We start from the raw sequence: 24,158 nt of genomic DNA on the forward strand, positions 1-24,158 counted from the left end.
ACACTCAGGGACCGACGCGCACAGCGTGGCGCAACGCCCGCTGATGGGTCAGCATCGATCGTGACATTGTTCAATGTCACGATAACAATAACCAGCCTGGAGAAAGTCATGTCCCAAGGCGCCTGGGTGCCCACCCAAGAAGACCTGCGGCACTTCCGCGAGACTCAGCAACTGGCCTACCGCTGCTGCGAAACCATTGCCGGCGAACTGCGCCCAGGCATCAGCGAACGCGAGACCGCCGCCCTGATGAAGACCTGGCTGCTCGATCACGGCGTGCGCGACTGGTTCCACCAGCCCTTTGCCTGGTTCGGCCCGCGCACCTCGTTCAAGGGCTTCGACGGCCTGCGCCACCTGGGCGGCTTCAACCTGGCCTTCTACCCCGGCAAGCAGCGTCTGGAGGAAGGCATGCCCTTCATCCTCGACTGCGCGCCGACCCTGGGCGCCTACACCGCCGACGTCGGCTACTCCGGCGCGCTGGGCCACAACCTGCTGGTGGAGCGCCTGATGGACGACCTGCTGGCGCACCGCAACCTGATCGTCGAACAGGTGCGCCAGCGCCTGCCGCTGGCCGAAGTCAGCCAGTCGGTCGACCGCCTCTGCCAGCGCCAGGGCACTCTGCCGCGGCACAAGGCCTACCCCTTCGAAGTGCTGGCCCACCGCGTGGAGAAACTCGGCGCGCGGGACAGCGGCCCTTCGCTGGCGCGCTTCGGCGTACGCAACATCGCCACGCTGATGAAGAACGCCCTGATCACCGGCCGCCGCGAAGGCTGGTCGCCGCTGTGGTCGAGCAATGACCGCTCGCAACACGCCCCGACGCCCGGCCTATGGGCCGTCGAGCCACACCTGGGGCTGCGCGGCGTGGGCGCCAAGTTCGAGGAGCTGCTGGTGGTCACCGACGACGATGCCTACTGGCTGGACGACGACCTGCCCCACGTGCGCCGCTGGATCGCCCGCGGCCTGATCAGCGCCCCGGCGCGGCGGGAGGTGGCATGAACGCGATGCTGGAGAGCGCGCTGCCGACGCCCGAACGCCTGGAGGTGCAGTCCGGCAACGTGCGCCTGGCCGTTTGGCGTTGGGGTGAACCGCACCTGCCGATGGTGCTGTTCGTCCACGGCTACCCGGACAACCATGAAGTCTGGCTGCCGCTGATCCGCCGGCTGTCCGGGCGCTACCAGTTGGTCGCCTACGATGTGCGTGGCGCCGGCGAATCGGACAAGCCGCGCAAGACCCGCGACTATCGCCTGGAGCTGCTCAGCCAGGACCTCAAGGCTGTGCTCGATGCGGTCAGCCCGCAGCGCGCGGTGCACCTGGTGGCTCACGACTGGGGCTCGATCCAGACCTGGGAAAGCGTCACCGATCCGCAACTGCGCGCCCGCATCGCCTCCTACACCAGCGTCTCCGGCCCCTGCCTGGACCACGTCGGCTTCTGGATGCGCGACCGCCTGCGCCGTAAGACGCCACGCGCGTTGCTGCAGATGATCAGCCAGCTGCTGCACTCCTGGTACATCTACTATTTCCACCTGCCGCTGCTGCCGTCGCTGTCGTGGCGCTTCGGCGCGGCGAAGGCCTGGCCGCAGTACCTGCGCAAGGTCGAAGGCATCCGCAACCCGGCACGCAACCCGCACCAGGCCAGCGACGGCGAGCACGGCGTGAAGCTCTACCGGGCCAACTTCATCACCTCGATCTTCAAGCCCCGCAAGCGCCATACCGAAGTGCCGGTGCAACTCATCGTGCCGACGCAAGACCGCTACGTCGGCCAGCAACTGTTCCAGCAACTCTCGCTGTGGGCACCGCGCCTGTGGCGGCGCGACGTCACCGCCGGGCACTGGCAATTGCTTGCCGAACCGACCCGCCTGGGCACCTGGATCGACGAGTTCGTCAGCCATATCGAAGGCGGCGAAGCCACGCCGGAACTGCAGCGCGCCGCGCTGAAGCCCGGCACCGGTCCGTTCGCCGGCAAGCTGGTGGTGGTCACCGGCGGGGGCGGCGGCATCGGTCGTTCGACCCTGCTGAGCTTCGCCGAACGCGGCGCCAGCGTGCTGGCCGCGGACATCGACCCGGCCGCCGCCGAGCGCAGCGCCGAACTGGCCCGCGCGGTGGGGGCCAACGCCTACAGCTATTGCGTGGACGTGGGCGACAGCGCCGCCATGGAGCGCTTCGCCCAGTGGGTGAAGAGCAGCCTCGGCGTGCCCGACGTGGTAGTCAGCAATGCCGGCATCAGCATGGCCGGGCCAATGCTCAAGACCACTCCAGAGGAATGGGAGCGCCTGCTGCGCATCAACCTGTGGAGCGTGATCGACGGCTGCCGGCTTTTCGGCAAGCAGATGGTCGAGAGCGGCAAGCCGGGGCACCTGGTCAACGTCGCCTCCGGCGTGGCCTTCGCGCCGTCGCGCAACTACCCGGCCTACGCCACCAGCAAGGCGGCGGTGCTGATGCTCAGCGAGTGCCTGCGCGCCGAACTGGCAGGCAATGGCATCGGCGTCAGCGCGGCGTGCCCGGGCTTCGTCGATACCGGCATTGTCCAGGCCACGCGCTTCGCCGGCCTGGATGACGAACAACAGGCGAAACACCGCGCGAAGGTACAGCGCTTCTACCGTCGGCGCCGGCTCAGCCCGGACACCGTTGGAGAACGCATCACCCGCGCGGTGGAACGCAACCAGCCGGTGGTGAAGGTTGGCAGCGAAGTGCACCTGGGCGCCCTGCAATGGCGCTTCATGCCCTGGCTGTCGCGCCTGTTCGCCCGCCTCAACCTGACTGCCTGAGAATCCCCATGAACGACCATCATCACAAGCTGGTGCAACGCAAGGTGCAGTTCGACTACAGCGACTCGCCACTGCACTGGATTCCCGGCGAGGCCGAGGCGTCCCACACGATCAACGTCATCCACATGATGCTGCCGGCCGGCGAGTTGTGGTTCTGCCGGCTGTACAACAAGGCCCTGCCCTTCGTGAAGGAAGGCAACCTGCGTGATGACGTGCAGGGATTCATCCGCCAGGAAGCGATGCACGCCCGCGCCCACAGCGGCGCGCTGGAGCGTTACCTGAGCCATCACGGTATCGACTCGACGCGCTACCTGAAGGTCATGGACTACCTGTTCGAACAGTTGCTCAGCGATACGCCGCTGGGCCTTACGCTGTTCACTCGCACGGCCTGGCTCAAGCGCTGGTGGATCGGCCAGCGCTGCGCCATCGTCGCGGCGGTGGAGCACTTCACCTGCGTACTCGGCAAGTGGATCCTGGAGGCCGATGCGCTGGACCGCGCCAAGGCCGATCCGGTACTGCTGGACCTGTTCCGCTGGCACGGCGCCGAAGAGGTGGAGCACCGTAACGTCGCCCACGACCTGCACGTGCACCTGGGTGGCACCTTCGTCAGCCGCCAGCTGTGGATGTTCGTGGTCTGGCCACTGATCATCTACTTGTTCGCCTTCGGCACCCGCACCCTGTCGCGCCAGGACCCGAGCATCGCCCGACCGCGTTCCTTCGCCGCCATCTGGCGCGACGGTTCGCGCAACGGCGTGCTGCCGAAGATCAGTTCGGTGGCCACCAGCTTCCTGCGCTACTTCAAGCCCTGGTACCACCCCGACCACGAGGCCAATACCCAGGAAGCGCTGGACTATCTGGCCCGTTCGCCGGCCGCCAGCCGGGCCGCGCGCGCATCCTGAAGGCCTGTCGGCGCGCCCGCGCAGTGGATGCGCGGCGCACGGCAATCGCATACTGCGGCATCCGTTACTCGATTCAGGGACGCCGCCGTATGCCGATGGGAACCTATCCGCTTCACCCCACCCTTTCCTCCCGCGTGGAGCGCCTGCCGGAGCAGGTGGACGTGGTCATCGCCGGCAGCGGCATCATGGGCTGTGCCACCGCGTGGCAGCTCGCCCGCCTGGGCCTGAGCGTGCTGGTGCTGGACAAGGCCGGCCTCGCCAGCCAGCAATCCACCCGCGCCTGGGGCTTCGTCCGCCAGCAGGCGCGCGACCCGGCGGAAGTGCCGCTGATGATGGCCGCCATCCCGCTATGGGAACGTCTGGAAGAGGAGCTGCAACTACCGCTGGAATGGCGTCAGGGCGGCTGCCTGTACCTCGCTGAATCACCGGAGCAACAGCACAAGTACGAGGACTGGCTGAAGGTCGCCGCCAACTTCGGGCTCAGCACTCGCCTGCTGGCCCGCGCGGAAGTCGCGCAACTGATGCCGGCGCTTAGCGATCCGGCACTCGGCGCTCTCTACACCGCCAACGACGGCCAGGCCGAACCACGTCGCGTCGCTCCCGCCTACGCGCTGCGCGCCATCGAGCGCGGCGCCGTATTCGTCGAGGGCTGCGGCGTCACCGGCATCGACCGCGCGGCCGGCGCCATCTGCGGTGTGCAGACCGAACGCGGCTACGTGAAGACCCGGCAACTGCTGGTCTGCGCTGGCGCCAGCAGCTGGCGCCTGGTGCAGAGCCTCGGGCTGACGTTGCCGCAACAGGCAGTACGCTGCACCGTCTCGCGCACCAGTCCTGGCCCGGATGTCGGCGCGCAGAGCTTCATCGGCCACGGCATCGGCTTCCGCCAGCGCGCCGACGGCAGCATCAACCTCGCCGACGAAACCCAGGCCGATATCGACCTCAACCTCGATTACCTGCGCGGAGCAAAACATTACCTGCCGCACCTGCCGGAGCACCGCGCGGGCTTCTCCTTCAAGCTCAACGGCGCGCTGTTCCACGACCTGCGCCAGCGCCTGCCCGGCTCGGAACGAAGCGTGAATGGCCCGGTCCTTGGCGAACGCGATCCGCAGGTGGAGGTAAATACCTCACGCGTATTTCAGGCACAGACAAACCTCGCCAAGGCATTCCCGGCGCTGCGCGATGTGAAGGTAGTGGAAAGCTGGGCCGGCCTGATCGACGTGCTGCCCGACGGCATCCCCGTGCTCGACGCCCCGCCGGAAGTCCCCGGCCTGCTGATCGCCACCGGCTTCTGCGGCCATGGTTTTGCGATGGGACCCATCGTCGGCCAGGTGATGAGCCAGTGGCTGCATAACGGCGAGCCGGGGATGGACCTGCATGCCTTCAGGTTGCAGCGCTTTGCCGACGGAACGGCCGGCAAGCCCTACTCACTGTTCTGAGGGGCTGCTTGCGGCGGATGTTCACGACGGGCTTTCTTTGTAGGAGCAAGCGATGCGCGCGATCGCGGGCATGGCCCCTTCCTACAGGGAGATTCCGGCGCTCAGGCGAAAACGCAGATTCGCCTTACTCGCCCTCTTCAACCACCGGCGCGTCATCGCTCAATGCCCGCTCCAGCCACTCGGTCGGCAGGCTCTTGCTGGCCCGAGCCCCGAGTAGCTTCACCTGTTCGGCGCGACTGATCAGGTTGCCGCGTCCTTCACAGAGCTTGTTGCGCGCGGCCGCGTAAGTCTTGTCCAACTGCTGCAGGCGGGTGCCCATCTCGTCCAGGTCCTGCACAAATAGCACGAACTTGTCGTACAGCGCCCCGGCACGCTCGGCGATCTCACGGGCATTCTGGTTCTGCCGTTCCTGGCGCCAGAGGCTGTCGATCACACGCAGCGTCGCCAACAGGGTGGTCGGGCTGACGATCACGATGTTGCGCTCGAAGGCCTCCTGGAACAGGTTCGGCTCGGCCTGCAGCGCCGCCGAGAAAGCCGCTTCGATCGGCATGAACAGCAGCACGAAGTCGAGGCTGTGGAGGCCCTCCAGTCGACGGTAATCCTTGTCGGACAGGCCCTTCACATGGCTGCGCAACGACAGCACGTGCGCCTTGAGCGCCTGCTGGCGGATCAACTCGTCCTCGGCGGCGATGAACTGCTGGTAGGCGGTCAGGCTGACCTTGGCATCCACCACCACCTGCTTGTCGCCGGGCAGGCGGATCAGCACGTCCGGCTGGAAGCGCTCGCCGTCCGGCGCTCGCAGGCTGACCTGGGTTTCGTATTCGCGCCCCTTCTCCAGGCCGGCATGTTCCAGCACGCGTTCAAGCACCAGTTCGCCCCAGTTGCCCTGGGTCTTCTGGCCCTTCAGCGCGCGGGTCAGGTTGGTAGCTTCCTCGCCCAGCCGCAGGTTCAGCTGTTGCAGGCGCTCCAGCTCCTTGGTCAGCGAGAAGCGTTCGCGGGCCTCGGCCTGGTAGCTCTCCTCCACACGTTTCTCGAAGGACTGGATGCGCTCTTTCAGCGGATCCAGCAATTGCCCGAGGCGCTGCTGGCTGGACTCGGCAAAACGCTGTTCGCGCTCGTCGAAGATCTTCCCGGCCAGCTCGGCGAATTGCGCACGCAGGTCGTCCTTCGCGGCTTGCAGATCGCCCAGGCGCTGCTGGTGATTCTCCTGCTGCTCGCGCAATTCGGCGGACAGTGCCGCGTGCTCGGCGGAGAGTCGGCGCAGTTCGACTTCCTTGTCGGCACGCTCGGCCTGCCAGTCCTGCTCAGCGTTGCCCAGGCGCGCGCGCTCATCCTTGCCCAGCTCGACTTCACGGCGCAGTGCCGCCGCCTCGGCGGAGAGTTCAGCGTGCCGGCCGCTCAGGCGCTGGAAGGCCTCGCGGTCCGCCTCGGCCTGGGCGGAGAGTCCGTCCTGCGCCAGTTGCGCCATGGCGAGGCGCTCGCGCAGCAGGGTCGCCTCCTGCTCCACCTCCACCCTGCGCGCCTGCAGGCGCCAGGCGAGCACCGCCATGGGCAGCAATCCGGCGAGCGCACCGAACAACAGGGCGGAAAGATCGAGGGGCATGCAGGACTCCAGGTGTGGCAATGGATCGCGCCAGTCTAACAGTCGCCCGTGCGAGGAGCCTCTTCCGCTGTAAAGGCCTTGGAACAAGGCTCCTGAGCAAGCGCTCGGGACAATCCACAGAAGCTGTGGATAACTCAGTGGAGAACTTGCTTAAAACAGCCCATACCCCCAGTGAACTGGGGCCGTGTGACAGATTGGTGATTTTTTCACCAATCGAAATTTACTTTATTTTTCAATGAGTTAAAAAACGCAAGGAAATTCGAGAGGTGGCCAACTGCAATGTTTCGGGGACTTGACAGAGTGCGTCAGCATTGTGCACAAGTGCGCGCCACGCAACAGCCGACCGCCCCGTTTCAGGGCAGTGGATAGGAAGTGTTCTCAGGCAGACAGTGCATTCATCCGGGTACAGCGCGCGCCGGAAGCTCCGTCTCCCGACGCCGATACCCGGAGAATTTCATGCGATCTGGACCTGCCGGCGCGGCAAGCGCTGCGGCCGGATGATGCGGGGTGGATCGGGAAGCTGGACCGCCTGCCGCTCGGCGGCGCTGACCCGCGCGTAAATGCGCTCGGCAGCACTGCGGCTGTTGCAGTCGTAGAAGAACTGGTTGAGGTACACGCGCCAGCGACGATCGTCGCTGGGATGGACGGCTATCCGTATATCCATGGTCTGGCGCTCCCTGCTTGGCCATCCCGAAACATACACCGCTCGCCATGACGCGACAGTGGCAAACGATGAACGGTCAGGCCGGATGCGGCAGCCTGCCATCCACCAGATACTGCTCGCGCCGGTACAGTCGCGGGCTGTCGGGCACCTGGGCATGCTTGAAGGCGACGTACTCGGAAGTCGTCTCGCACAGCCATGGCATCAGATTGCGCGGACGCTTCTCGGTGAAGGCCGAGGGAGCGAACAACGCCACGTTTACGCCACCGTTCGGGCAACGTGCCGAACGGTATTCAAATGCCTCAACCCCCGCCTCACGCATCGCGCTGCCCAGGCCCTGGGTCACGCTGTAATCCTGAGGATCGAGCAGCGCTTCGTGTTCCCGGAAAGGCGGCAGGTGCAGGCGCACGCCCTTCTGTACCTGGAAACGCGCCTCGAAGGACGCGTGTTCGGAAAGGATTCGCCCACTGGGCGGCGGTGTCGCCATCCCTTCCCACAGCACGAAGCGGTAAAAGGCCGATTCCGCCATCGCCGTTTCCAGCTTGAGCGCGCCGTAGAACAGGCTCGGCTCATGGCGCCGCCCGAAGCGCGAGCCCCAGCGCAGCGGTGGATAGCGGAATGGTGTCTTCAATAGATAGTGCAGCGGCTCGGCGGGTGGCGGCATGCGCGGCTTGCTGGTTTCCAGCAATTCCTCGAGCAGCGCCTGCTCCTCCAGGGTGTCCACCAGTTGCAACGTCGCTACCTGGCCCTGGCTTTCCACCAGGCGCACCAGGCGCCCACGTATGGGAGCGACGGCCAAATCCTCATACTTCGCCCAGAGACGGGCGCCAGCTGTGAAGGACATTCAGACCTTGCCCCGGATAGCGTCCAGGTACTCGACCACCGCAACCAATCCCTGCACCTGTTCCATCAGCTGCAACGGCACACCGCCGAGGTGACGGTTCTCGGTGCGCAGGAAGTGGCGCATGTCTTCATGATTGCCGCCAAACAGCGCGAACAGTGCGCGGTAGACGCGCACCAACAGTAGTGCCAGCTCACCGGTCTTGCTGTCCACCCGTAGGCCGTTCTGCTTCCAGCGACTCACCGCGCTGCGGTCCACGCCGACGATGGCAGCTAGCTCCAGCTGGGTCATTGCCAGGTGCTCGCGCGCAGTCAGCACTGCCTTCGCCAGGACGGCATCGGCAGCCGGGTTTTCCTTCAGCAGAGCGCTCATGGCGGAACTCCATTCAGTGCATTCATTGCAAACATACCATTAAATGCTGCAATCACACAAAGACGAAATAGCGCAGCCCGACTTAGGTCGACTCACGCACGGCCTTGTATCCACGTGCTGACAAAGTGGAAAAACTCTTTACCAGACATTTACTTAGCCTTGGCATTCATTGACGCGGTGCTGCGGTCAGATGAAGTACCCGGATCGTCCGGGACGATGAAAGTGGAAATACGTACCGCGATAGCGCTTGCGCCAGGAGAACACCATGAAGAAGTCCGTCGCCCTGCTCTGTGCCGCCCTGATGCTTGGCGGCCCGCTGGCCAGTTTCGCTCAACCCGGCCCCGGCCCGGACAACGGCCCTAACCGGCACGACAACCGCGGGCCGCAGCAACCGCAGTACCAGCAGCACCAATCGCAACACGCGCCCCAGAGCAGTTATAACCAGCAGGCTCGTCCCGGCCAGAACAACACTCACGCCTATCGCAACCCGGACTTCCGCCCCCAGCCCGGCATGCCGGTACCCCACCGCGACTGGCGCCGCGGCGTGGTTGTGGAGCCGAACTATCGCGGCGATCGCTACTGGGTCACCGACTGGCACGCTCGCCACCTGTACGCACCGCCGCGCGACCATCGCTGGCTGTACGTCAACGGCGACTACATCCTGATCGCCATTGCAAGCGGCGTGATCGTCAACATCCTCAGCGGTTACTGATTCATTTCAGGCGCTGTCGCTGACCATCGAGCCGCTGCCACTGCCGCCTCCCCGGCGGATCGCGTCGGCCAATGCCGCGGCGGTCTGCTGCATGGCCGCGCTGGTGCTGGCGATACGGCTCTGCAGCGCCATCAGTGCAGCGGTCCGCTCGGCGTCGGAGGAGTAATGACGCTGCTGCGCCTCCGCCAACTCGCGCTGTTCCTCCTGCAATTGCCTCTGAAGCTCCTTCAGGCGCTTCTGCAACTGTTCGACGGTCGTGCTGGCGCCTCCGGAACTACCGGAACTCTTGCCACTGGGTGCCACGCCGCCGGCTTGCAGGCGCGGGCTCTGGGCATTACTGCCGGTGTCTTCGCTGGCGGCTCCAGCCGATGCGCCGGCATCGCTCGCCACGCGAAGCTGGGTGGCAAACGTCTGGATGGCGGGGGTAATGGAAAGGCTCATGCCGGATGTCCTTTGTTCCGGGAATTCAGCCGATCTATCGGCCACTGCGGGAAAATCTTGAAAGCTCCTTCGCACAGGCTGGCAAAGCTCCTAGGATAGGCGCCTTTATTTCCCAGCCTGTCGCCATGGACAAGAAACGCGCCTACCAACTGATCCTCGCTCGCCTCGCCGAAGACCTGGAGATCGCCGTGCGCGCCGCGCAAACGGCCCACGAGACCGCGACCCACGAGGAGAACATTGCCGAAAACAAGTACGACACGCTCGGCCTGGAAGCGGCTTACCTCGCCGCCGGCCAGTCGCGCCGCGTGGAGGAGATCCGCCACGCCCTCGCGCTGTTCGAGAACCTGCAGCTACGCGACTTCGATGAAGAACAAGGCATCCAGACCAGCGCCCTCGTGCAACTGGTCAACGAGCAGGACCAGCAGCGCTGGGTCTTCCTCGGCCCGGACGGCGCCGGCCTCAAGGTGCAATTAGAAGGCAACGAAATCCTCGTCATCACTACCCGTGCCCCACTGGGTAGCGCCCTGCTTCATCGCCACCCCGGCGACGAAGTGGAAGTCGGCACCGGCAGCGCTCGTCAGCGCTACGAAATCCTCGACGCCCACTGACAGGCCATGCGTCCGGCTGCCGCAAAGCAGTCGAGAGCATCGATGAAAAATCTGAGCGGAACAGACAATACCCGGCACGCCGGCTGACGCAGACTAAGCTTCAAGGCCACACCCCATCCCTATCGGCCTCAAGGAGAAGCACCATGCTGTTCAACTGGTCCGAATACGTCCCCGCCGTGAAGAAAGCCTTCGGCGCGCTGGGCAAGAAACACCCGAAGATGATCGCCGCCTACCAGGCTCTGGAAGCTGCCGCCGCGGACGGCGACGCCCTGGACGCCAAGACCCGCGAACTGATCGCCATCGCTGTGGCCATCACCACCCGCTGCGACGGGTGCATCGGCGTCCACGCCGAAGCCGCACGCAAGGCCGGCGCCACCGAGGCCGAGATCGCCCAGACCCTGGCCACCGCGATTTCCCTCAATGCCGGCGCCGCCTACATCTACTCCCTGCGCGCGCTGGAAGCCTACGAGTCCGCCGCCGCTCCGAAGTGAGCAGCCGCCCGCGACGCCCTCAAGTGTCGCGGGCCTGCCCCTTTCCCTCCACGGCACGATGGGTTATCAGTGGCGCTCCACACATCCAAGCCTGCGCCAATGCCACAGCCTACTCTCGGTTTCTGGAAATTCACTTTCGCCATCGCCGCCGGAATCTGGCTCGGCTGCCTGGCCGTCGCCGCGACCGCCTGGCTAATCTGGCCCGACCTCCCGCCCGCGGTCGTCTCCCGCCTCTCGCAACCACCCGCGGCAACTCCCACCAGTCCCCCGCCGCCGAGCAGCAACGAAGAAATGTTCCAGCAGTATCTGCAACGCCAGCAGGCCACGCAGGAACAGCAGAATCGACAGATCGAGAAATCGGAGCAGGAAAAGCGCTTCAACAGCGCGCCGTGCCAATTCTGGCGGCAGCAGTACCAGGCGAATCCCACGCAGGGGAATCGAGAGAAGATGGATGGGTATTGCGGGTGATGGCGTACGGGATGGGATTTTCAGAGCGCAGAAAAGACAAAGCCCCTGAAACTCTAAGAATTTCAGGGGCTTCAGCCATTGCAATAATGGCGGAGAGATAGGGATTTGAACCCTAGGAACTGTTGCCAGTTCAACGGATTTCGAATCCGTCCCGTTCGGCCACTCCGGCATCTCTCCGTGCGGCGCGCATGATACCAGCTTGAAGCCTGAAGGCGAAGCCCTTATTCAGGATTTTTTCGCGTGGTATCAGACGCTTGCGTGCACTGGTGGAATCAGAGCGGTACGCCGAGGCGGTGGGCCACTTCTTCGTAGGCTTCGATGACGTCGCCCAGGCCCTGGCGGAAGCGGTCCTTATCCATCTTCTTGCGAGTCTCCTTGTCCCACAGGCGGCAGCCGTCCGGGCTGAATTCGTCGCCCAGGACGATCTTGCCGTGGAACAGGCCGAACTCGAGCTTGAAGTCCACCAGCAGCAGGCCGGCGTCGTCGAACAGCTTGTTCAGCACTTCGTTGACCTTGAAGGAGTAGGCCTTCATTTCGGCCAGTTGCTCCAGGGTCGCCCAGCCGAAGGCCTGGACGTGGGATTCGTTGATGAACGGGTCGCCCAGGGCGTCGTTCTTCAGGAACAGTTCGAAGGTCGGCGGAGTGAGCTGCAGGCCCTCTTCCACGCCCAGGCGGCGCACCAGGCTGCCGGCGGCGTAGTTGCGCACGACGCACTCGACCGGAATCATGGCGAGCTTCTTGACCAGGACTTCGTTGTCCGACAGCAGGGCGTCGAACTGGGTCGGGATGCCGGCGGCTTCGAGCTTCTGCATGATGAAGGCGTTGAACTTGTTGTTCACCATGCCCTTGCGATCGAGCTGCTCGATACGCTTGCCGTCGAACGCCGAGGTGTCGTTGCGGAACAGCAGGACGAGGCGGTCGGCGTCATCGGTGGTGTAAACCGACTTGGCCTTGCCGCGATAGAGTTCTTCGCGTTTTTCCATGATGGGCTCCGCTTGCTTAGGGGGTGGGCTCAGGCGATGGTGCGCCAGTCGAGTCCAGAATGCTGATCGGCTACCTGCAGCCAGTCCGGGTCGCACCCGAGGGTGTCGACGAAGCTTTGCCGGGCCAGCTGCGGCGAGTTGTTCTTTTCGCTGAGATGCGCCAGCACCAGGTGCTGCAAGCTTTCCCAGCCCAGCTGGGCCACGAGTTCGGCGGCCTGCCGGTTGTTCAAATGTCCCCACTGGCCGCCTACACGGACCTTGAGTGGGTAGGGATACGGACCGCGGGCCAGCATGTCGGTATCGTGATTCGCTTCGATGATCAACGCATCGAGGCCACGATAGCATTCCAGCACCTGCGCCGTGGCGGCTCCCAGATCGGTGAGCTGGCCAAAGCGCTTCCGGCCATCGGAAAACACGTACTGCAGGGGCTCCCGCGCATCGTGGGAGACGCTCACCGCAGTGACTTCCAGGTCTTTCAGTACCAGGCGGTCGCCGCATTTGAGCAGCCCCGCCGGTGTCACCGGCTTGCGCATTCCCTGCAGGGTGCCGGCGCTGAGGTACACGGGTATTCGATGGTGCCGGGCCAGCAGTTCGACGCCGTTGATGTGATCGGAGTGCTCGTGCGTCACCAGTACCGCGTCCAGCTGCCCGGGCTCCACGCCCAGGCGTGCCAGACGGCGGATGGTTTCACGCAGCGGGAAGCCGCAATCAATCAGTATCCGGGTGTCAGAACTGCTCACCAAGGCCGAATTGCCCCGGCTTCCGCTCCCCAGGACCGCGAAGTGCATTCCGCATACTCTCCTGGAGTTTTTCCAACACACCCTGCGCCACGTCAGCCGGTGCGGAGGTGTTGATGTCTTTGTCGACGGTGATCTGGACGGTGTTGCTCACGCTGGTCAGGCGAACCTGGTAGCGCTGGGCCTTGGCGTCCTCTTCTTCCTTGGTCTTCTCGCCACCGCCGAACAGGCGGCTGAAGAAGCCAGGCTTGTCTTCGTCCTTCTTCTTCGCGCCTTCGGCGATGTTGACGTAGTACACGCCCAGGCTGCGGTTGAGGTCGTCGACACGGATGTCGGCACGATCCAGCGCACGGCCGACGCTGACCCAGGCACGGTCGAAATCGGAGTCGACGGTCAGCACCGGGTTGCCGCTGCCGTCCTTGTTCAGCTGGACGGCACCGGGGGTGTCGTAGTCCGAGTGCGCGGCGAGCAGGGAGACGGAGCCGCCCTTCTCGGCGCTGGTGGCCATGCTGGCGATCATTTCGTCGAGCAGCGCGGCGTCCAGGCTCGGCACGGCCGGCTTGGTCGGCCAATCGCCAGTGGCGGTGCTGCCGGCCGGGCGGGTTTCGCTCAGCACGTAGACTTCACTGGTGTTGGTCTGCACGCCGGGCTCGATGCGCACACGAACGCGCGCTTCGCTGTCAGGCTCGACGCCCGACACACGGCTGCTCAGGCGACGCGCCAGGGGCGCGGAGAGCTGCGACAGCGGCTGCCAGTTGGTGCTGAATTCGCCAGTCTGCGGACGTTCGTTGGCGATGGAGAAGCCGTTGTCCTGGAAGAACTGGTGAGCGACCGGCCAGACTTCGGCCGGCGGACGCTGGGCAACCAGCCAGCGCGAGTCGCCGCTCTTCTGCAGGCTGAAGTCGCTGACTTCGCCAGCGCCGGACAGCGGCTGCGGACGCGGCACTTCGAACTCGCCTTCCTTCTCGGTGCTGGTGGCGACGTTCATCGGGATCGGCAGCAGCGGGTCGAGCTGCTTGCTCTGCATGCCCTCGGGCACCTTCATTGGTGCGGTTTCGCGGGCGTTGAGGTAGTCGTCGCCACGGTCGCGGAAGTAGCCTTCCGGGCCCCACAGCCAGCCGCAGCCGGAGGTGTTGCCGATAACCAGGGCGAGCGCAGTCAGTCCTGCCAGTCGCTTCATGCGAGGGAGCTCCTTAAGCCAGGACGCCGGTCTGGCGCATGGCCTGACGCAGCGGTTCGTGGCAGCGCGGGCTGAGCCAGGTCAGAGGCAGGCGGATGCCCTCTGGAATCAGCCCCATTTCGTGCAGGGCGAACTTGACCGGGATGGGGTTGGATTCGATGAACAGGGTTTTGTGCAGCGGCATCAGGCGATCGTTGATGGCACGGGCAGCGGCGGCGTCGCCACGCATGGCGGCGGCGCAGAGGTCGCTCATGGCGCGCGGGGCGACGTTGGCGGTCACCGAGATGTTGCCCTTGCCGCCCATCAGCATCAGCTCGACGGCGGTGGCGTCGTCACCGGAATAGACGAGGAAGTCCTTGCCGACGCGGTCCAGCACTTCCTTGCCGCGCTGCAGGTCGCCGGTGGCTTCCTTGATGCCGACGATGTTCGGCACCTTGGACAGGCGCTCGACAGTCTCGGGCAGCATGTCGCAGGCGGTACGGCCCGGCACGTTGTAGAGGATCTGCGGGATGGCCACGGCTTCGGCGATGTGGCGGAAGTGCTGGTACAGGCCTTCCTGGGTCGGCTTGTTGTAGTACGGGGTTACCAGCAGGCAGGCGTCGGCGCCACCGGACTTCGCAGCCTCGGTCAGCTCGACAGCCTCGCGGGTGGAGTTGGCGCCGGTGCCGGCGATGACCGGGATACGGCCGTTGACCTGGTCGACGACACGACGGATGACGTCCAGGTGTTCGTTCACGTCCAGAGTGGCCGATTCACCTGTGGTGCCGACCGCTACGATGGCATTGGTGCCTTCCTGCAGGTGGAAGTCCACCAGCTTGGCGAGGCTGTCCCAATCCAGTCGACCCTGAGCATCGAAGGGGGTGACCAGCGCCACCATACTGCCCGCAATCATGCAACCGCTCCTGCCGGAAAAAGAAAGCCGTAATGGTACTGTCGCCACCGGCCACGCACAAGGTGACGCAGCGACCCGCGAGCGGCCAGACATTCCCCTCATCGGCGCTTTTCGCTACCCTTCCTCCTTTGTCGATGCGGCCCGCTTGGCCGCCACTCCCAGGAAAGCTGCATGTCCACCTCTCACCCTCGTGAACAATTCCTTCTGATCAGTGCTCTGGGCCCGAACCCGATGGAGTTAACCAGCGTGCTGTGCCGCACCTGCGTCGACAACCGCTGCTCGGTGGTCAGCAGCCGCCTGACCCGTCACGGCGAGTTCAGCGCGCTGATCCTGCAGATCTCCGGCAGCTGGGATGCCCTGGCCCGCCTTGAAGGCGGTCTGCCGCCCCTGGCTAAGCGTCACGGCTTCACCCTCAGCGTCACGCGCAGCAATGTGCACGTTACCCGCGCCCAGGCCCTGCCCTACGTGGCCTATGTCAGCGCCGTCTATCGCCCGGACATCCTCAACGAGCTGTGCCAGTTCTTCATCGACCACAACATCGAACTGGAGAACCTCACCTGCGACACCTACCAGGCGCCGCACACCAACACCAGCATGCTCAATGCCACCATCACCGTGACGCTGCCGGCCGGCACCCAGATCAGCTGGCTGCGCGATCAGTTCCTCGACTTCGCCGATGCGCTGAACCTGGACGCGCTGATCGAACCCTGGCGTCCGCAGCATCCGTAAGGTGGCTCTCAAGGAGAAAATCCCAATGGCAGTCGAACTGAACAAGCCCGTCGCCGATTTCCAGGCCCCGGCCACCAGCGGCACCGAATTCCGTCTGTCCGAACTCAAGGGCAAGCAGGTTGTCCTGTACTTCTATCCCAAGGACAGCACCCCCGGCTGCACCACCGAGGGCCAGGGCTTCCGCGACAGGATCGAGGACTTCGCCAAGGCCAACACCCTGGTATTCGGCGTCTCCCGCGATGGCATCAAGTCCCACGAGAACTTCAAGGCCAAGCAGTGCTTCCCCTTCGAACTGATCAGCGACAAGGACGAAGCCGTCTGCCAGCTGTTCGACGTGATCAAGCTGAAGAAGCTCTACGGCAAGGAATACATGGGAGTGGACCGCAGCACCTTCCTGATCGACGCCAAGGGTGTGCTGCGCCAGGAATGGCGCGGCGTGAAAGTGCCCGGCCATGTGGACGCCGTGCTCGCTGCCGCCCAGGAACTGAACAAGGGCTGAGTGACCGCACGCAAGAAAAAGGCCGCTTATCAGCGGCCTTTTTCTTTTCCCGGCTTCATCACATCAACGGGCTGACTTGCGGCTGCGGCGCGGGTTGCCGCGGCCAGGCGTCGAGCACGGCCTTCACCAAGGTCGCCAGCGGGATGGCGAAGAACACCCCCCAGAAGCCCCACAACCCGCCAAACAGCAGCACCGCACAGATGATGGCGACCGGGTGCAGGTTCACAGCCTCGGAGAACAGCAAAGGCACCAGGACGTTGCCATCGAGCGCCTGGATGATCGCATGGGCAACCATCAGGTAGATGAACTGATCGCTCCAGCCCCACTGGAACAGCGCGATCATCGCCACCGGCACAGTAACCACCACCGCGCCAATATAAGGCACCACCACCGAGAGGCCGACCAGCAGCGCGAGCAGCGCCGCGTAGTTGAGCCCCAGTACCGCGAAGGCGATGTAGGTCGTCACGCCGGTAATGAATATCTCGATGACCTTGCCACGGATGTAGTTGGCGATCTGCTGGTTCATCTCGTTCCACACCTGCTTCATCAACCCTCGCTCACGGGGCAGGTAGCGGCGGAACCAGTGGTAGAAGCGGCGGCGGTCCTTAAGGAAGAAGAACACCAGGATCGGCACCAGGACCAGGTAGATCATGATATTAACCACCACCGGCAGCCCCGACAGCGAGAAGGTCAGCGCCCACTGACCGAGTTGACCCAGTTCGTTGCGCGCCGCCTCGACGGTGTGCAGCACCTGCTCTTCGGTGACCATGTCCGGGTAGCGTTCGGGCAGCATCAACAGCGTCGCCTGCCACTCGCCGAGCATGCCGGGCAGCTCGTTGAACAGGGTGAACAACTGCTTCCAGAGCAGCGGCACAAGCACCAGCAGGAACACCGCCAGCAGCCCGAGGAACAGCGAATACACCAGCCACACCGCAAACAGGTGCGGCACGCGCAGGCGTTCGAGCACGCCGACCATGCCCTGGATCAGGAAGGCGATGACCATCGCCGCCAGCACCGGCGCGAGCATCCCGCCAAAGGCCAGGATGACGGTGAATCCCAGCCCGAGAATGACCGCCAGCACTATCGCCTCCTCGTCGGAGAAATAGCGCTGCATCCAGTCCTGCAAAACCTTGAGCATCAATGAAACCTGCGAAACGAATGGGGTAACGTCGCGGCAACCCGCGATCGGGGGCTACTTCTTGCGCAGCCAGTAGCGATAGACGCCGGCTTCGACCTCTTCACGCAGCAACGAGTGCCCGGCAAGATCGGCGAAAACGCGGAAGTCTCGCTGGGAGCCAGCGTCGGTGGCGATCACCTTGAGCACCGCTCCGCTGGGAAGGCGGTTCAGCTCGAGCTTGGCCTTGAGCAGCGGCAATGGACAATTGAGACCGCTGGCGTCCAGCTCCGCGTCACAGACGGGGACGGACGGCGTGGAATCGGACATCGAAACGAACTCCGGTCAGGGCGCCCAAGAATACCGAAAGCGTTGGAAAAGTAACCAGGCCCTGCAGAGTCGCCATGCATGAATGAAATCGTCAGTCTCGGGGGTTGAAAGGGCTACGGAGCGGAAATACCCGTTTCGAATTGCGCCGTACTTCCTCCCTGCAAACTAGGCATAGGCGTCAGCGTGCGGCTAAAGTAGAGCCTTTCTCGGAACGAGCCTCGTGTACATGAAAGTACTCCGCCCTGCCCTGCTGTCGCTCGCTATCGCCTTCGCCATGCCGGCCCTGGCGGACGACCTGCCCTCACTGGGGGACGCAAGCTCGTCCATCGTCTCCCCGGAGCAGGAGTTCCAGCTCGGCCGCGCCTGGCTGAGCATGCTGCGCAACCAGGTCGACACGCTCAACGACCCGCAACTCAAGGACTATGTCGAGTCCAGCGTCTACCGCCTGGCCGAGTCCAGCGAACTGCAAGACCACCGCCTGGCCTTCATCCTGATCCGCGACAAGCAGATCAACGCCTTCGCCGCCCCCGGCGGCGTGGTCGGCGTCAACGGCGGCCTGTTCATCTACGCCCAGACCGAAGGCGAATACATCGCGGTACTGGCGCACGAGCTCGGCCACCTGAGCCAACGTCACTTCGCCCGTGGCATCGAAGCGCAACAGCGCATGCAGATTCCGGTGATGGCCGCCATGCTGGCCGGCATCGTCGCCGCCGCAGCAGGCGCCGGTGACGCCGGCATCGCCGCTATCGCCGGCACCCAGGCCGCGGCCATCCAGAACCAGCTGCGCTTCTCCCGGCAGAACGAGCAGGAAGCTGACCGCGTTGGCGTTGCCACCATGGTCCGCGCCGGCTACGACCCGCGATCCATGCCCAACATGTTCGAGCGCCTGGCCCGCCAGTACCGCTACGAGGGCAAGCCGCCGGAATTTCTGCTGACTCACCCGGTCACCGAATCGCGTATCGCCGACACCCGCAACCGCGCCGAGCAGTACCCCAAGGGCGGCAAGGAAGACTCGCTGCGCTACGAGCTGATGCGCGCCCGCGTCCAGCAGATGTTCGAAGACACGCCGGGCATGGCCAGCAAGCAGTTCCGCGCGCAACTCGACGAAGACCCGAAGAACGACGCCGCGCGCTACGGCCTTGCGCTGTCGCAGACCAAGATCGGCCAGCTCAACGACGCCCGCAGCAACCTCCAGCAGTTGCTGGCCAAGGCGCCCAACGACATCAGCTACAACCTGGCCATGTCCGATCTCGACATCACCGCCAACAAGCTGCCCGACGCCCAGGCGCGGGTGCAGAAGATGCTCGGCCAGTACCCGGACAGCTACCCACTGATCCAGGCCAATGCCGACCTGATGATGAAGACCAACCGCGCAGCTGACGCCGAGAAGACGTTGTTCAAGCTGTCCCAGCGCCGCCCACTGGACCCGGACGTGTGGAACCGCCTGGCGGACGCCTGCACCCTGAGCGGCAACGCCATCGGCGTATACCAGGCCAGAGCGGAGTACTACGCGCTCACCGGCGACTACAAGCAGGCTATCGAGCAGTTGGACTTCGCCAAGCGCCGCGCCGGCGGCAACTTCACCCTGGCCGCGCGCCTGGATGCCCGCCAGCAGGAGTTCCGCGAGCAGGAGCGCATACTCAAGGAAATGATGGGCCGCTGAGCCCTTCTCCCACCCACAAAAAAGCCCGGCATCTGCCGGGCTTTTTCATTCACGCATGCTGATCAGGCATTGCCCGCCAGCTTCAACTTCGCCGCCTGGGTAAAGTCGAGCATGCGCTTGAGCGGCTTGATCGCCTTGGGAATCACCGCCGGGTCGACGAAGATTTCGCCCGAGCCGTCCTTCAGGCACGCCAGGGTGCGCTCAAGGGTGTTCATGGCCATCCACGGGCAGTGCGCACAGCTGCGGCAGGCCGCGCCGTTGCCGGCGGTGGGCGCCTCGATGAATTCCTTGTCCGGGCACAGCTGCTGCATCTTGTAGAAGATGCCGCGGTCGGTGGCGACGATGAAGCGCTTGTTCGGCAGTGTTTGCGCGGCCTTGATCAACTGGCTGGTGGAGCCCACGGCATCGGCCAGGTCCACAACGGCTTCCGGCGATTCGGGGTGCACCAGGATCGCGGCGTCCGGGTAGATCGCCTTGAGGTCTTCCAACTGCTTGGCCTTGAACTCCTCGTGAACGATGCAGGCACCGTCCCAGAGCAGCATGTCGGCGCCGGTCTCGCGCTGGATGTAGCGGCCCAGGTGCTGGTCCGGCGCCCAGAGGATCGGCTCGCCGTTGTCCATCAGGTGCTCGACGATTTCCACGGCGCAGCTGGAGGTCACCACCCAGTCGGCGCGCGCCTTCACGGCTGCCGAGGTATTCGCGTAGACCACCACGGTGCGCTCGGGATGTTGGTCGCAGAAAGCGGAGAACTCTTCCACCGGGCAGCCCAGGTCCAGCGAGCAGGTCGCCTCCAGGGTCGGCATCAGCACGCGCTTTTCCGGGTTGAGGATCTTCGCGGTCTCGCCCATGAAGCGAACACCGGCGACCACCACGGTCTGCGCCGAATGCTGGTTGCCGAAGCGGGCCATTTCCAGCGAGTCGGAAACGCAGCCGCCAGTCTCTTCGGCCAGCGCCTGGATCACCGGGTCGCAGTAGTAGTGCGCGACGAGTACAGCGTTCTGCGCCTTCAGCTCGGCAGCGATGGCAGCACGGTAGTCGGCCTCTTCCTGCGCGCTCAGCACCCGCGGCTGCTTGCCTGCCAGATGGGCCTGGACCAGAAGGCGTTCGGAAATCTGGGACATCGTGTGAAAACCTCAACAGGCACGGTCTGATTATGCCGGCGATTTTATCACCACCGCCTTACGACGCGGTGCACCGTGGATGGCCATACGGCAGACTTTTTCCGGCACATGGCAAAAGCCCCGTGATCTTTCGATCACGGGGCTTTTGTCTTACATGTTGGTGGGTCGTGTGGGATTCGAACCTACGACCAATTGGTTAAAAGCCAACTGCTCTACCGACTGAGCTAACGACCCAACGTGGGGCGTATAATACTGATTTCTAACGCAAAAACAACACCCTTCGAAAACTTTTTTCAGAAATACCGCGTCGGGTCGGAAATTCCCGCGGCCAAAAAGCCCTCGGAACGCAGTCGACAGCTATCGCATTTACCGCACGCCAGCCCGTCATCATCAGCCTGATAGCAGGAAACGGTCAGGCTATAGTCCACGCCCCGGGCGATACCCGTCTCGATGATCTGCGCCTTGGAAAGGAACTGCAGCGGCGCCTGGATGCGGAAGCCGTCGCCCTCCACACCGGCCTTGGTCGCCAGGTTGGCCATGCGCTCGAAAGCCTCGACGAACTCGGGACGACAATCCGGGTAGCCGGAATAATCCACGGCGTTCACGCCGATGAAGATATCCCGCGCACCGAGCACCTCCGCCCACCCCAGCGCGAGCGAAAGGAAAACGGTATTGCGCGCCGGCACGTAGGTGACCGGGATACCTTCGCTGGGTGCCTCGGGCACATCGATGCGGCTATCGGTCAGGGCGGAGCCGCCGATGCCGTTCAGGTTCAGGCCGATCACCTTGTGCTCGATCACGCCCTGCTGGCGAGCGACCCGCTCAGCCGCCTGCAACTCGGCGCGGTGACGCTGGCCGTAGTCGAAGCTCATGGTGTAGCAGTCGTAGCCTTCAGCCTTGGCCATGGCGACCACGGTCGCGGAGTCCAGGCCGCCGGAGAGCAGGATCACGGCTTTCTTGTCATTCACAGTCTTGTTGACGGACATAAACAGGGTCTCCTCCGCGCTCAATGGCCCGGCTCGTCGTTCCAGAGAATCTTGTGCAACTGCAGTTGCAGGCGCACCGGCAGGTTGTCGCTGACGATCCAGTCGGCCAGGGCGCGGGCGCTCACTTCGCGGTGACTGGGCGAGAACAGCACCTCCCCGGCGCGCAGCTCCAGGCGGTACTCGATCAGCTTGGAGACAGCCCAGTCATAGTCCTCGCGGGAGCAGATGACGAACTTCACCTGATCGTTTGACGTCAGCTCGCCGATGTTCTCGTAGCGATTGCGCACCACTTCCCCGGAGCCCGGCGTCTTCAAGTCGAGGATACGGCTGACGCGGCGGTCGGTGCCGGAGATGTCCAGTGCACCACTGGTTTCCAGCGACACCTCATAACCGGCATCACACAGGCGCTGGAGCAGCGGGATGCAGTTGGGCTGTGCCAAAGGCTCGCCGCCGGTCACGCAGACGTAGCGCGGGCGGTACTGAGCAACCTGATCGAGGATAGCGTCGAGGGTCTGGATCTCGCCGCCACTGAAGGCATAGGCGGTATCGCAGTAGTTGCAGCGCAGGGGGCAGCCAGTCAGGCGTACGAACACGGTCGGCAAGCCGGCGGTGCGCGTTTCCCCCTGCAACGAGTAGAAAATCTCGGTAATGCGCAGGGTCTGTTGCATATCAGCCACGGGCGTGACGGCTACACAGGCCATCCGCCTCCGTTGCGTTGGAGTCGTGGGTACGGTGGAGTACCCGGCAAAGCCCGGAGCACAGCAGACATCAGCCGAGCTGAAACCACTGTCGCTTCCGAGAGCGGCGACGATTCTACCAGAAGTCGCCCGCGCCTTCCGAAGATCGGAGCGTCCGAAACATGCAATGGCGGGTCATCGTTTTCCGTTAGCCACGTCAGACTCGGTGAGCGCCGTCCCTAGTCACGCGCCGCGCTGTTAACGTCACCCGACCGGCGCACAAGACCGGCCCCACGCCATGAAGGAGAACTGTATGACGGCTGCGCACTTCCATGTTTACAAGGACATCCGCCACGAATGGCGCTGGCGATTCGTGGCGAAGAACTCGAGAATCATCGCCATGAGTTCGGAGAGCTATCACAACCTCACCGATTGCGAACACTCCATCGCACTACTGCAACATGGAGCCGAAGCGCCCATCCGCGGCGACGAACACTATGAGCAATTGCGCCCCTGACGACTCGCCATGTGCTGTCCGGCGCCCACAAAAAAAGCCCGCGATCAATGCGGGCTTTTTTTGTGGGCGAAACCTTACTTGAGGTTCTTCAGGTCACGCTGGGACAGTTGTGCAGCGGAAGTACCCGGATACTGGGCCACGACCTGCTGCAGGATGCCACGAGCCTTGTCGTTGTTGCCCAGGCGACGCTCGACGTCGGCAAGCTTGTACAGCGAGTCCGGCACCTTGGCGCTGCTCGGGTAGGCCTGGCTGACGCGAGCGAAAGCCTGGCCGGCGCCCAGCAGATCACCCTTGGCGAGGTTGACTTCACCCAACCAGTACTGCGCGTTGCCAGCGTACTGGCTGCTCGGGTACTTGCGCAGGAAGGCGCCGAAGGCCTGGCTGGCCTTGTCGAAGTCCTTGGCCTTGATCAGATCGAAGGCGGCGTCGTAGTAGAGCTTCTCTTTGGCCGGGTCACCCGGCTCGCTGCTGGCGGCGGGCTGCTGTTGCTGGGCGGCGGCAGTGCCTGCGCCTGCGGCAACTCCGGCACTTGCGCCGGCAGCGGGGGAATTGGGTTGAACAGCAGCACCTGCCGCTCCTGCACCTGCACCGCTTGAAAGGCGGCTGTCGATGTCCTGGAAGCGTTCCTGGTTTTCCTGCTTCATTTGCTGGATCTGGTTCTGCTGCTCTTCGAGCATGCCACGCAGACGGGACATTTCGTCCTGCATCTGCTGCAGCTGCATGAACAGCTGAGCCTGACCGGAGACGGGAGTAGTCATCCCGCCTCCGGCGTAGGCGCCATCGGCGCCTGCGGTGCCATAACCCGAGGGCGGTGTGCTGGCATAGCCACCATTACCGTCCTGTACCGGAACCGCGGCTGCCGCCATTAGGGGCAGTCCGCATGCGATCAAGGTCAGAAAACGCAGGCGCATCGGCATCAGGTCTTACTTCTTCAGCTCAACGCGACGGTTCTGGGCCCAGGACTGCTCGTCATGGCCAGTGGCAACCGGACGCTCTTTGCCGTAGGAAACCAGTTCCAGCTGAGCCGGGGAAACGCCCTGCAGTACCAGATAGCGCTGAACGGCCTTGGCACGGCGCTCGCCCAGAGCCATGTTGTACTCACGGGTGCCGCGCTCGTCAGTGTGACCTTCCAGAACTACGCGCTGGCCGGAACCTTTCAGGTCCTTGGCGTGTACGTCCAGGGCACGCATAGCTTCCGGCTTCAGGTCGGAGCTGTCGTACTCGAAGTAGAAGGTGGTGATAGCGCGCAGAGCGGCTTCGTCGCTCAGGGAGCCATCAACGGCACCGCTGTTGGCGCCGTAGCCAGCGTTCGGATCAACGCCGCCATTGGCGCCTTCGCCAGTAGCATCGCCTTTCTTGGACGAACAGCCGACGGCAACAGCCATGGCGAGGGCGATAACGGCAAATTTGCCGAATTTCAGCATTTCCATCATGTA

28 protein-coding genes and 2 tRNA genes are annotated in these 24,158 nt (G+C 64.2%); 12 read left to right on the forward strand and 18 right to left on the reverse strand.

What is annotated here, in order from left to right; translation table 11 throughout:
* Positions 1-108: 108 nt before the first annotated feature.
* The 4 genes from ACIPK7_RS01670 to ACIPK7_RS01685 all read left to right on the forward strand — a co-directional run bounded on the left by ACIPK7_RS01670 (position 109) and on the right by ACIPK7_RS01685 (position 5,097).
* On the forward strand, positions 109-993 hold the full coding sequence (locus ACIPK7_RS01670; RefSeq protein WP_192430463.1) for a M24 family metallopeptidase: 885 nt from the start codon (positions 109-111) through the stop codon (positions 991-993).
* Complete coding sequence (locus tag ACIPK7_RS01675) at positions 990-2,762, forward strand: SDR family oxidoreductase (RefSeq protein ID WP_401084729.1); 1,773 nt, start codon at positions 990-992, stop codon at positions 2,760-2,762. Before ACIPK7_RS01670 ends, ACIPK7_RS01675 begins: the two co-directional genes overlap by 4 nt.
* An 8-nt stretch (positions 2,763-2,770) precedes the next feature.
* Complete coding sequence (locus ACIPK7_RS01680; protein ID WP_401084732.1) at positions 2,771-3,661, forward strand: metal-dependent hydrolase; 891 nt, start codon at positions 2,771-2,773, stop codon at positions 3,659-3,661.
* Between the two features lie 89 nt (positions 3,662-3,750).
* The gene (locus ACIPK7_RS01685; protein ID WP_401084734.1) at positions 3,751-5,097 is read left to right on the forward strand and encodes an NAD(P)/FAD-dependent oxidoreductase; all 1,347 of its coding nucleotides are present in this window, start codon (positions 3,751-3,753) and stop codon (positions 5,095-5,097) included.
* A gap of 124 nt (positions 5,098-5,221) precedes the next feature.
* Here ACIPK7_RS01685 and rmuC read toward each other — a convergent pair whose 3' ends face one another.
* The 4 genes from rmuC to ACIPK7_RS01705 all read right to left on the reverse strand — a co-directional run bounded on the left by rmuC (position 5,222) and on the right by ACIPK7_RS01705 (position 8,574).
* On the reverse strand, positions 5,222-6,586 hold the full coding sequence (gene rmuC, locus ACIPK7_RS01690) for a DNA recombination protein RmuC (RefSeq protein WP_401085570.1): 1,365 nt from the start codon (positions 6,584-6,586) through the stop codon (positions 5,222-5,224).
* 568 nt (positions 6,587-7,154) lie between these two features.
* Entirely contained in the window at positions 7,155-7,364 is a 210-nt protein-coding gene (locus ACIPK7_RS01695; RefSeq protein WP_192430467.1) for a hypothetical protein, read from the reverse strand.
* A 76-nt stretch (positions 7,365-7,440) separates the two neighbouring features.
* The gene (locus ACIPK7_RS01700; protein ID WP_401084737.1) at positions 7,441-8,205 is read right to left on the reverse strand and encodes an RES family NAD+ phosphorylase; all 765 of its coding nucleotides are present in this window, start codon (positions 8,203-8,205) and stop codon (positions 7,441-7,443) included.
* Positions 8,206-8,574: an antitoxin Xre/MbcA/ParS toxin-binding domain-containing protein gene (locus ACIPK7_RS01705; RefSeq protein WP_401084740.1), complete on the reverse strand. Its 369-nt coding sequence runs from the start codon at positions 8,572-8,574 to the stop codon at positions 8,206-8,208. It abuts the gene before it with no gap.
* 265 nt (positions 8,575-8,839) lie between these two features.
* On the opposite strand from ACIPK7_RS01705, the gene ACIPK7_RS01710 reads away from it, so the two are divergent.
* Positions 8,840-9,286, forward strand: a complete 447-nt coding sequence (locus tag ACIPK7_RS01710) for an RcnB family protein (RefSeq protein ID WP_401084743.1) — start codon at positions 8,840-8,842, stop codon at positions 9,284-9,286.
* 6 nt (positions 9,287-9,292) lie between these two features.
* Here ACIPK7_RS01710 and ACIPK7_RS01715 read toward each other — a convergent pair whose 3' ends face one another.
* Positions 9,293-9,727, reverse strand: coding sequence for a hypothetical protein (locus ACIPK7_RS01715; protein ID WP_401084746.1), 435 nt, complete (start codon positions 9,725-9,727; stop codon positions 9,293-9,295).
* 125 nt (positions 9,728-9,852) lie between these two features.
* Between ACIPK7_RS01715 and ACIPK7_RS01720 the strand changes: the two genes are divergently transcribed.
* The 3 genes from ACIPK7_RS01720 to ACIPK7_RS01730 all read left to right on the forward strand — a co-directional run bounded on the left by ACIPK7_RS01720 (position 9,853) and on the right by ACIPK7_RS01730 (position 11,294).
* Entirely contained in the window at positions 9,853-10,335 is a 483-nt protein-coding gene (locus tag ACIPK7_RS01720) for a GreA/GreB family elongation factor (RefSeq protein ID WP_401084748.1), read from the forward strand.
* A 143-nt stretch (positions 10,336-10,478) separates the two neighbouring features.
* Positions 10,479-10,826, forward strand: a complete 348-nt coding sequence (locus tag ACIPK7_RS01725; protein WP_017522075.1) for a carboxymuconolactone decarboxylase family protein — start codon at positions 10,479-10,481, stop codon at positions 10,824-10,826.
* 99 nt (positions 10,827-10,925) lie between these two features.
* Positions 10,926-11,294 carry a hypothetical protein gene (locus tag ACIPK7_RS01730; RefSeq protein ID WP_401084751.1) on the forward strand — a complete coding sequence of 123 codons (369 nt, stop codon included), beginning with the start codon at positions 10,926-10,928 and terminating at the stop codon, positions 11,292-11,294.
* A gap of 87 nt (positions 11,295-11,381) precedes the next feature.
* On the opposite strand, the gene ACIPK7_RS01735 is transcribed toward ACIPK7_RS01730, so the two are convergent.
* The 5 genes from ACIPK7_RS01735 to dapA all read right to left on the reverse strand — a co-directional run bounded on the left by ACIPK7_RS01735 (position 11,382) and on the right by dapA (position 15,086).
* A tRNA-Ser gene (locus ACIPK7_RS01735) sits at positions 11,382-11,471 on the reverse strand.
* 95 nt (positions 11,472-11,566) lie between these two features.
* Positions 11,567-12,277, reverse strand: a complete 711-nt coding sequence (purC, locus tag ACIPK7_RS01740) for a phosphoribosylaminoimidazolesuccinocarboxamide synthase (protein ID WP_045210340.1) — start codon at positions 12,275-12,277, stop codon at positions 11,567-11,569.
* Between the two features lie 29 nt (positions 12,278-12,306).
* The gene (locus ACIPK7_RS01745) at positions 12,307-13,065 is read right to left on the reverse strand and encodes an MBL fold metallo-hydrolase (RefSeq protein WP_081520173.1); all 759 of its coding nucleotides are present in this window, start codon (positions 13,063-13,065) and stop codon (positions 12,307-12,309) included.
* Complete coding sequence (gene bamC / locus ACIPK7_RS01750; RefSeq protein ID WP_081520172.1) at positions 13,004-14,194, reverse strand: outer membrane protein assembly factor BamC; 1,191 nt, start codon at positions 14,192-14,194, stop codon at positions 13,004-13,006. Before bamC ends, ACIPK7_RS01745 begins: the two co-directional genes overlap by 62 nt.
* A gap of 13 nt (positions 14,195-14,207) precedes the next feature.
* The gene (gene dapA, locus ACIPK7_RS01755; protein WP_401084756.1) at positions 14,208-15,086 is read right to left on the reverse strand and encodes a 4-hydroxy-tetrahydrodipicolinate synthase; all 879 of its coding nucleotides are present in this window, start codon (positions 15,084-15,086) and stop codon (positions 14,208-14,210) included.
* A 171-nt stretch (positions 15,087-15,257) separates the two neighbouring features.
* Here dapA and ACIPK7_RS01760 point away from each other — a divergent pair, with 171 nt between their 5' ends.
* The gene (locus ACIPK7_RS01760) at positions 15,258-15,815 is read left to right on the forward strand and encodes a glycine cleavage system protein R (protein WP_081520171.1); all 558 of its coding nucleotides are present in this window, start codon (positions 15,258-15,260) and stop codon (positions 15,813-15,815) included.
* Positions 15,816-15,840: 25 nt separating this feature from the next.
* Positions 15,841-16,314 carry a peroxiredoxin gene (locus tag ACIPK7_RS01765; protein ID WP_401084760.1) on the forward strand — a complete coding sequence of 158 codons (474 nt, stop codon included), beginning with the start codon at positions 15,841-15,843 and terminating at the stop codon, positions 16,312-16,314.
* A 58-nt stretch (positions 16,315-16,372) separates the two neighbouring features.
* Here ACIPK7_RS01765 and ACIPK7_RS01770 read toward each other — a convergent pair whose 3' ends face one another.
* Positions 16,373-17,452, reverse strand: a complete 1,080-nt coding sequence (locus tag ACIPK7_RS01770) for an AI-2E family transporter (RefSeq protein ID WP_192430539.1) — start codon at positions 17,450-17,452, stop codon at positions 16,373-16,375.
* Positions 17,453-17,506: 54 nt separating this feature from the next.
* Entirely contained in the window at positions 17,507-17,758 is a 252-nt protein-coding gene (locus tag ACIPK7_RS01775; protein ID WP_192430540.1) for a sulfurtransferase TusA family protein, read from the reverse strand.
* A 226-nt stretch (positions 17,759-17,984) separates the two neighbouring features.
* Between ACIPK7_RS01775 and ACIPK7_RS01780 the strand changes: the two genes are divergently transcribed.
* The gene (locus ACIPK7_RS01780; protein WP_192430541.1) at positions 17,985-19,421 is read left to right on the forward strand and encodes a M48 family metalloprotease; all 1,437 of its coding nucleotides are present in this window, start codon (positions 17,985-17,987) and stop codon (positions 19,419-19,421) included.
* Between the two features lie 62 nt (positions 19,422-19,483).
* Here the strand turns inward: ACIPK7_RS01780 and nadA are convergent, their stop codons facing one another.
* The 4 genes from nadA to queE all read right to left on the reverse strand — a co-directional run bounded on the left by nadA (position 19,484) and on the right by queE (position 22,196).
* Positions 19,484-20,542 carry a quinolinate synthase NadA gene (gene nadA / locus ACIPK7_RS01785; RefSeq protein WP_401084763.1) on the reverse strand — a complete coding sequence of 353 codons (1,059 nt, stop codon included), beginning with the start codon at positions 20,540-20,542 and terminating at the stop codon, positions 19,484-19,486.
* Between the two features lie 158 nt (positions 20,543-20,700).
* Positions 20,701-20,776 (reverse strand) — tRNA-Lys (locus ACIPK7_RS01790).
* A gap of 59 nt (positions 20,777-20,835) precedes the next feature.
* Positions 20,836-21,528: a 7-cyano-7-deazaguanine synthase QueC gene (gene queC, locus ACIPK7_RS01795; RefSeq protein ID WP_401084765.1), complete on the reverse strand. Its 693-nt coding sequence runs from the start codon at positions 21,526-21,528 to the stop codon at positions 20,836-20,838.
* A 20-nt stretch (positions 21,529-21,548) separates the two neighbouring features.
* Positions 21,549-22,196 (reverse strand): 7-carboxy-7-deazaguanine synthase QueE, encoded by a 648-nt coding sequence (gene queE, locus ACIPK7_RS01800; RefSeq protein ID WP_401084768.1) that lies wholly within the window; start codon positions 22,194-22,196, stop codon positions 21,549-21,551.
* Between the two features lie 322 nt (positions 22,197-22,518).
* Between queE and ACIPK7_RS01805 the strand changes: the two genes are divergently transcribed.
* Positions 22,519-22,722, forward strand: a complete 204-nt coding sequence (locus ACIPK7_RS01805; RefSeq protein WP_401084771.1) for a YegP family protein — start codon at positions 22,519-22,521, stop codon at positions 22,720-22,722.
* A 74-nt stretch (positions 22,723-22,796) separates the two neighbouring features.
* Here the strand turns inward: ACIPK7_RS01805 and ybgF are convergent, their stop codons facing one another.
* A complete protein-coding gene (ybgF, locus tag ACIPK7_RS01810) occupies positions 22,797-23,639 on the reverse strand; it encodes a tol-pal system protein YbgF (RefSeq protein ID WP_401084774.1) in 843 nt (280 codons plus the stop codon).
* 6 nt (positions 23,640-23,645) lie between these two features.
* Entirely contained in the window at positions 23,646-24,152 is a 507-nt protein-coding gene (pal, locus tag ACIPK7_RS01815; protein WP_017522099.1) for a peptidoglycan-associated lipoprotein Pal, read from the reverse strand.
* Between the last annotated feature and the right edge of the window lie 6 nt (positions 24,153-24,158).

The sequence above is a fragment of the Pseudomonas sp. NPDC086581 genome, from assembly GCF_044746165.1.
Taxonomy (GTDB): Bacteria; Pseudomonadota; Gammaproteobacteria; order Pseudomonadales; family Pseudomonadaceae; genus Pseudomonas.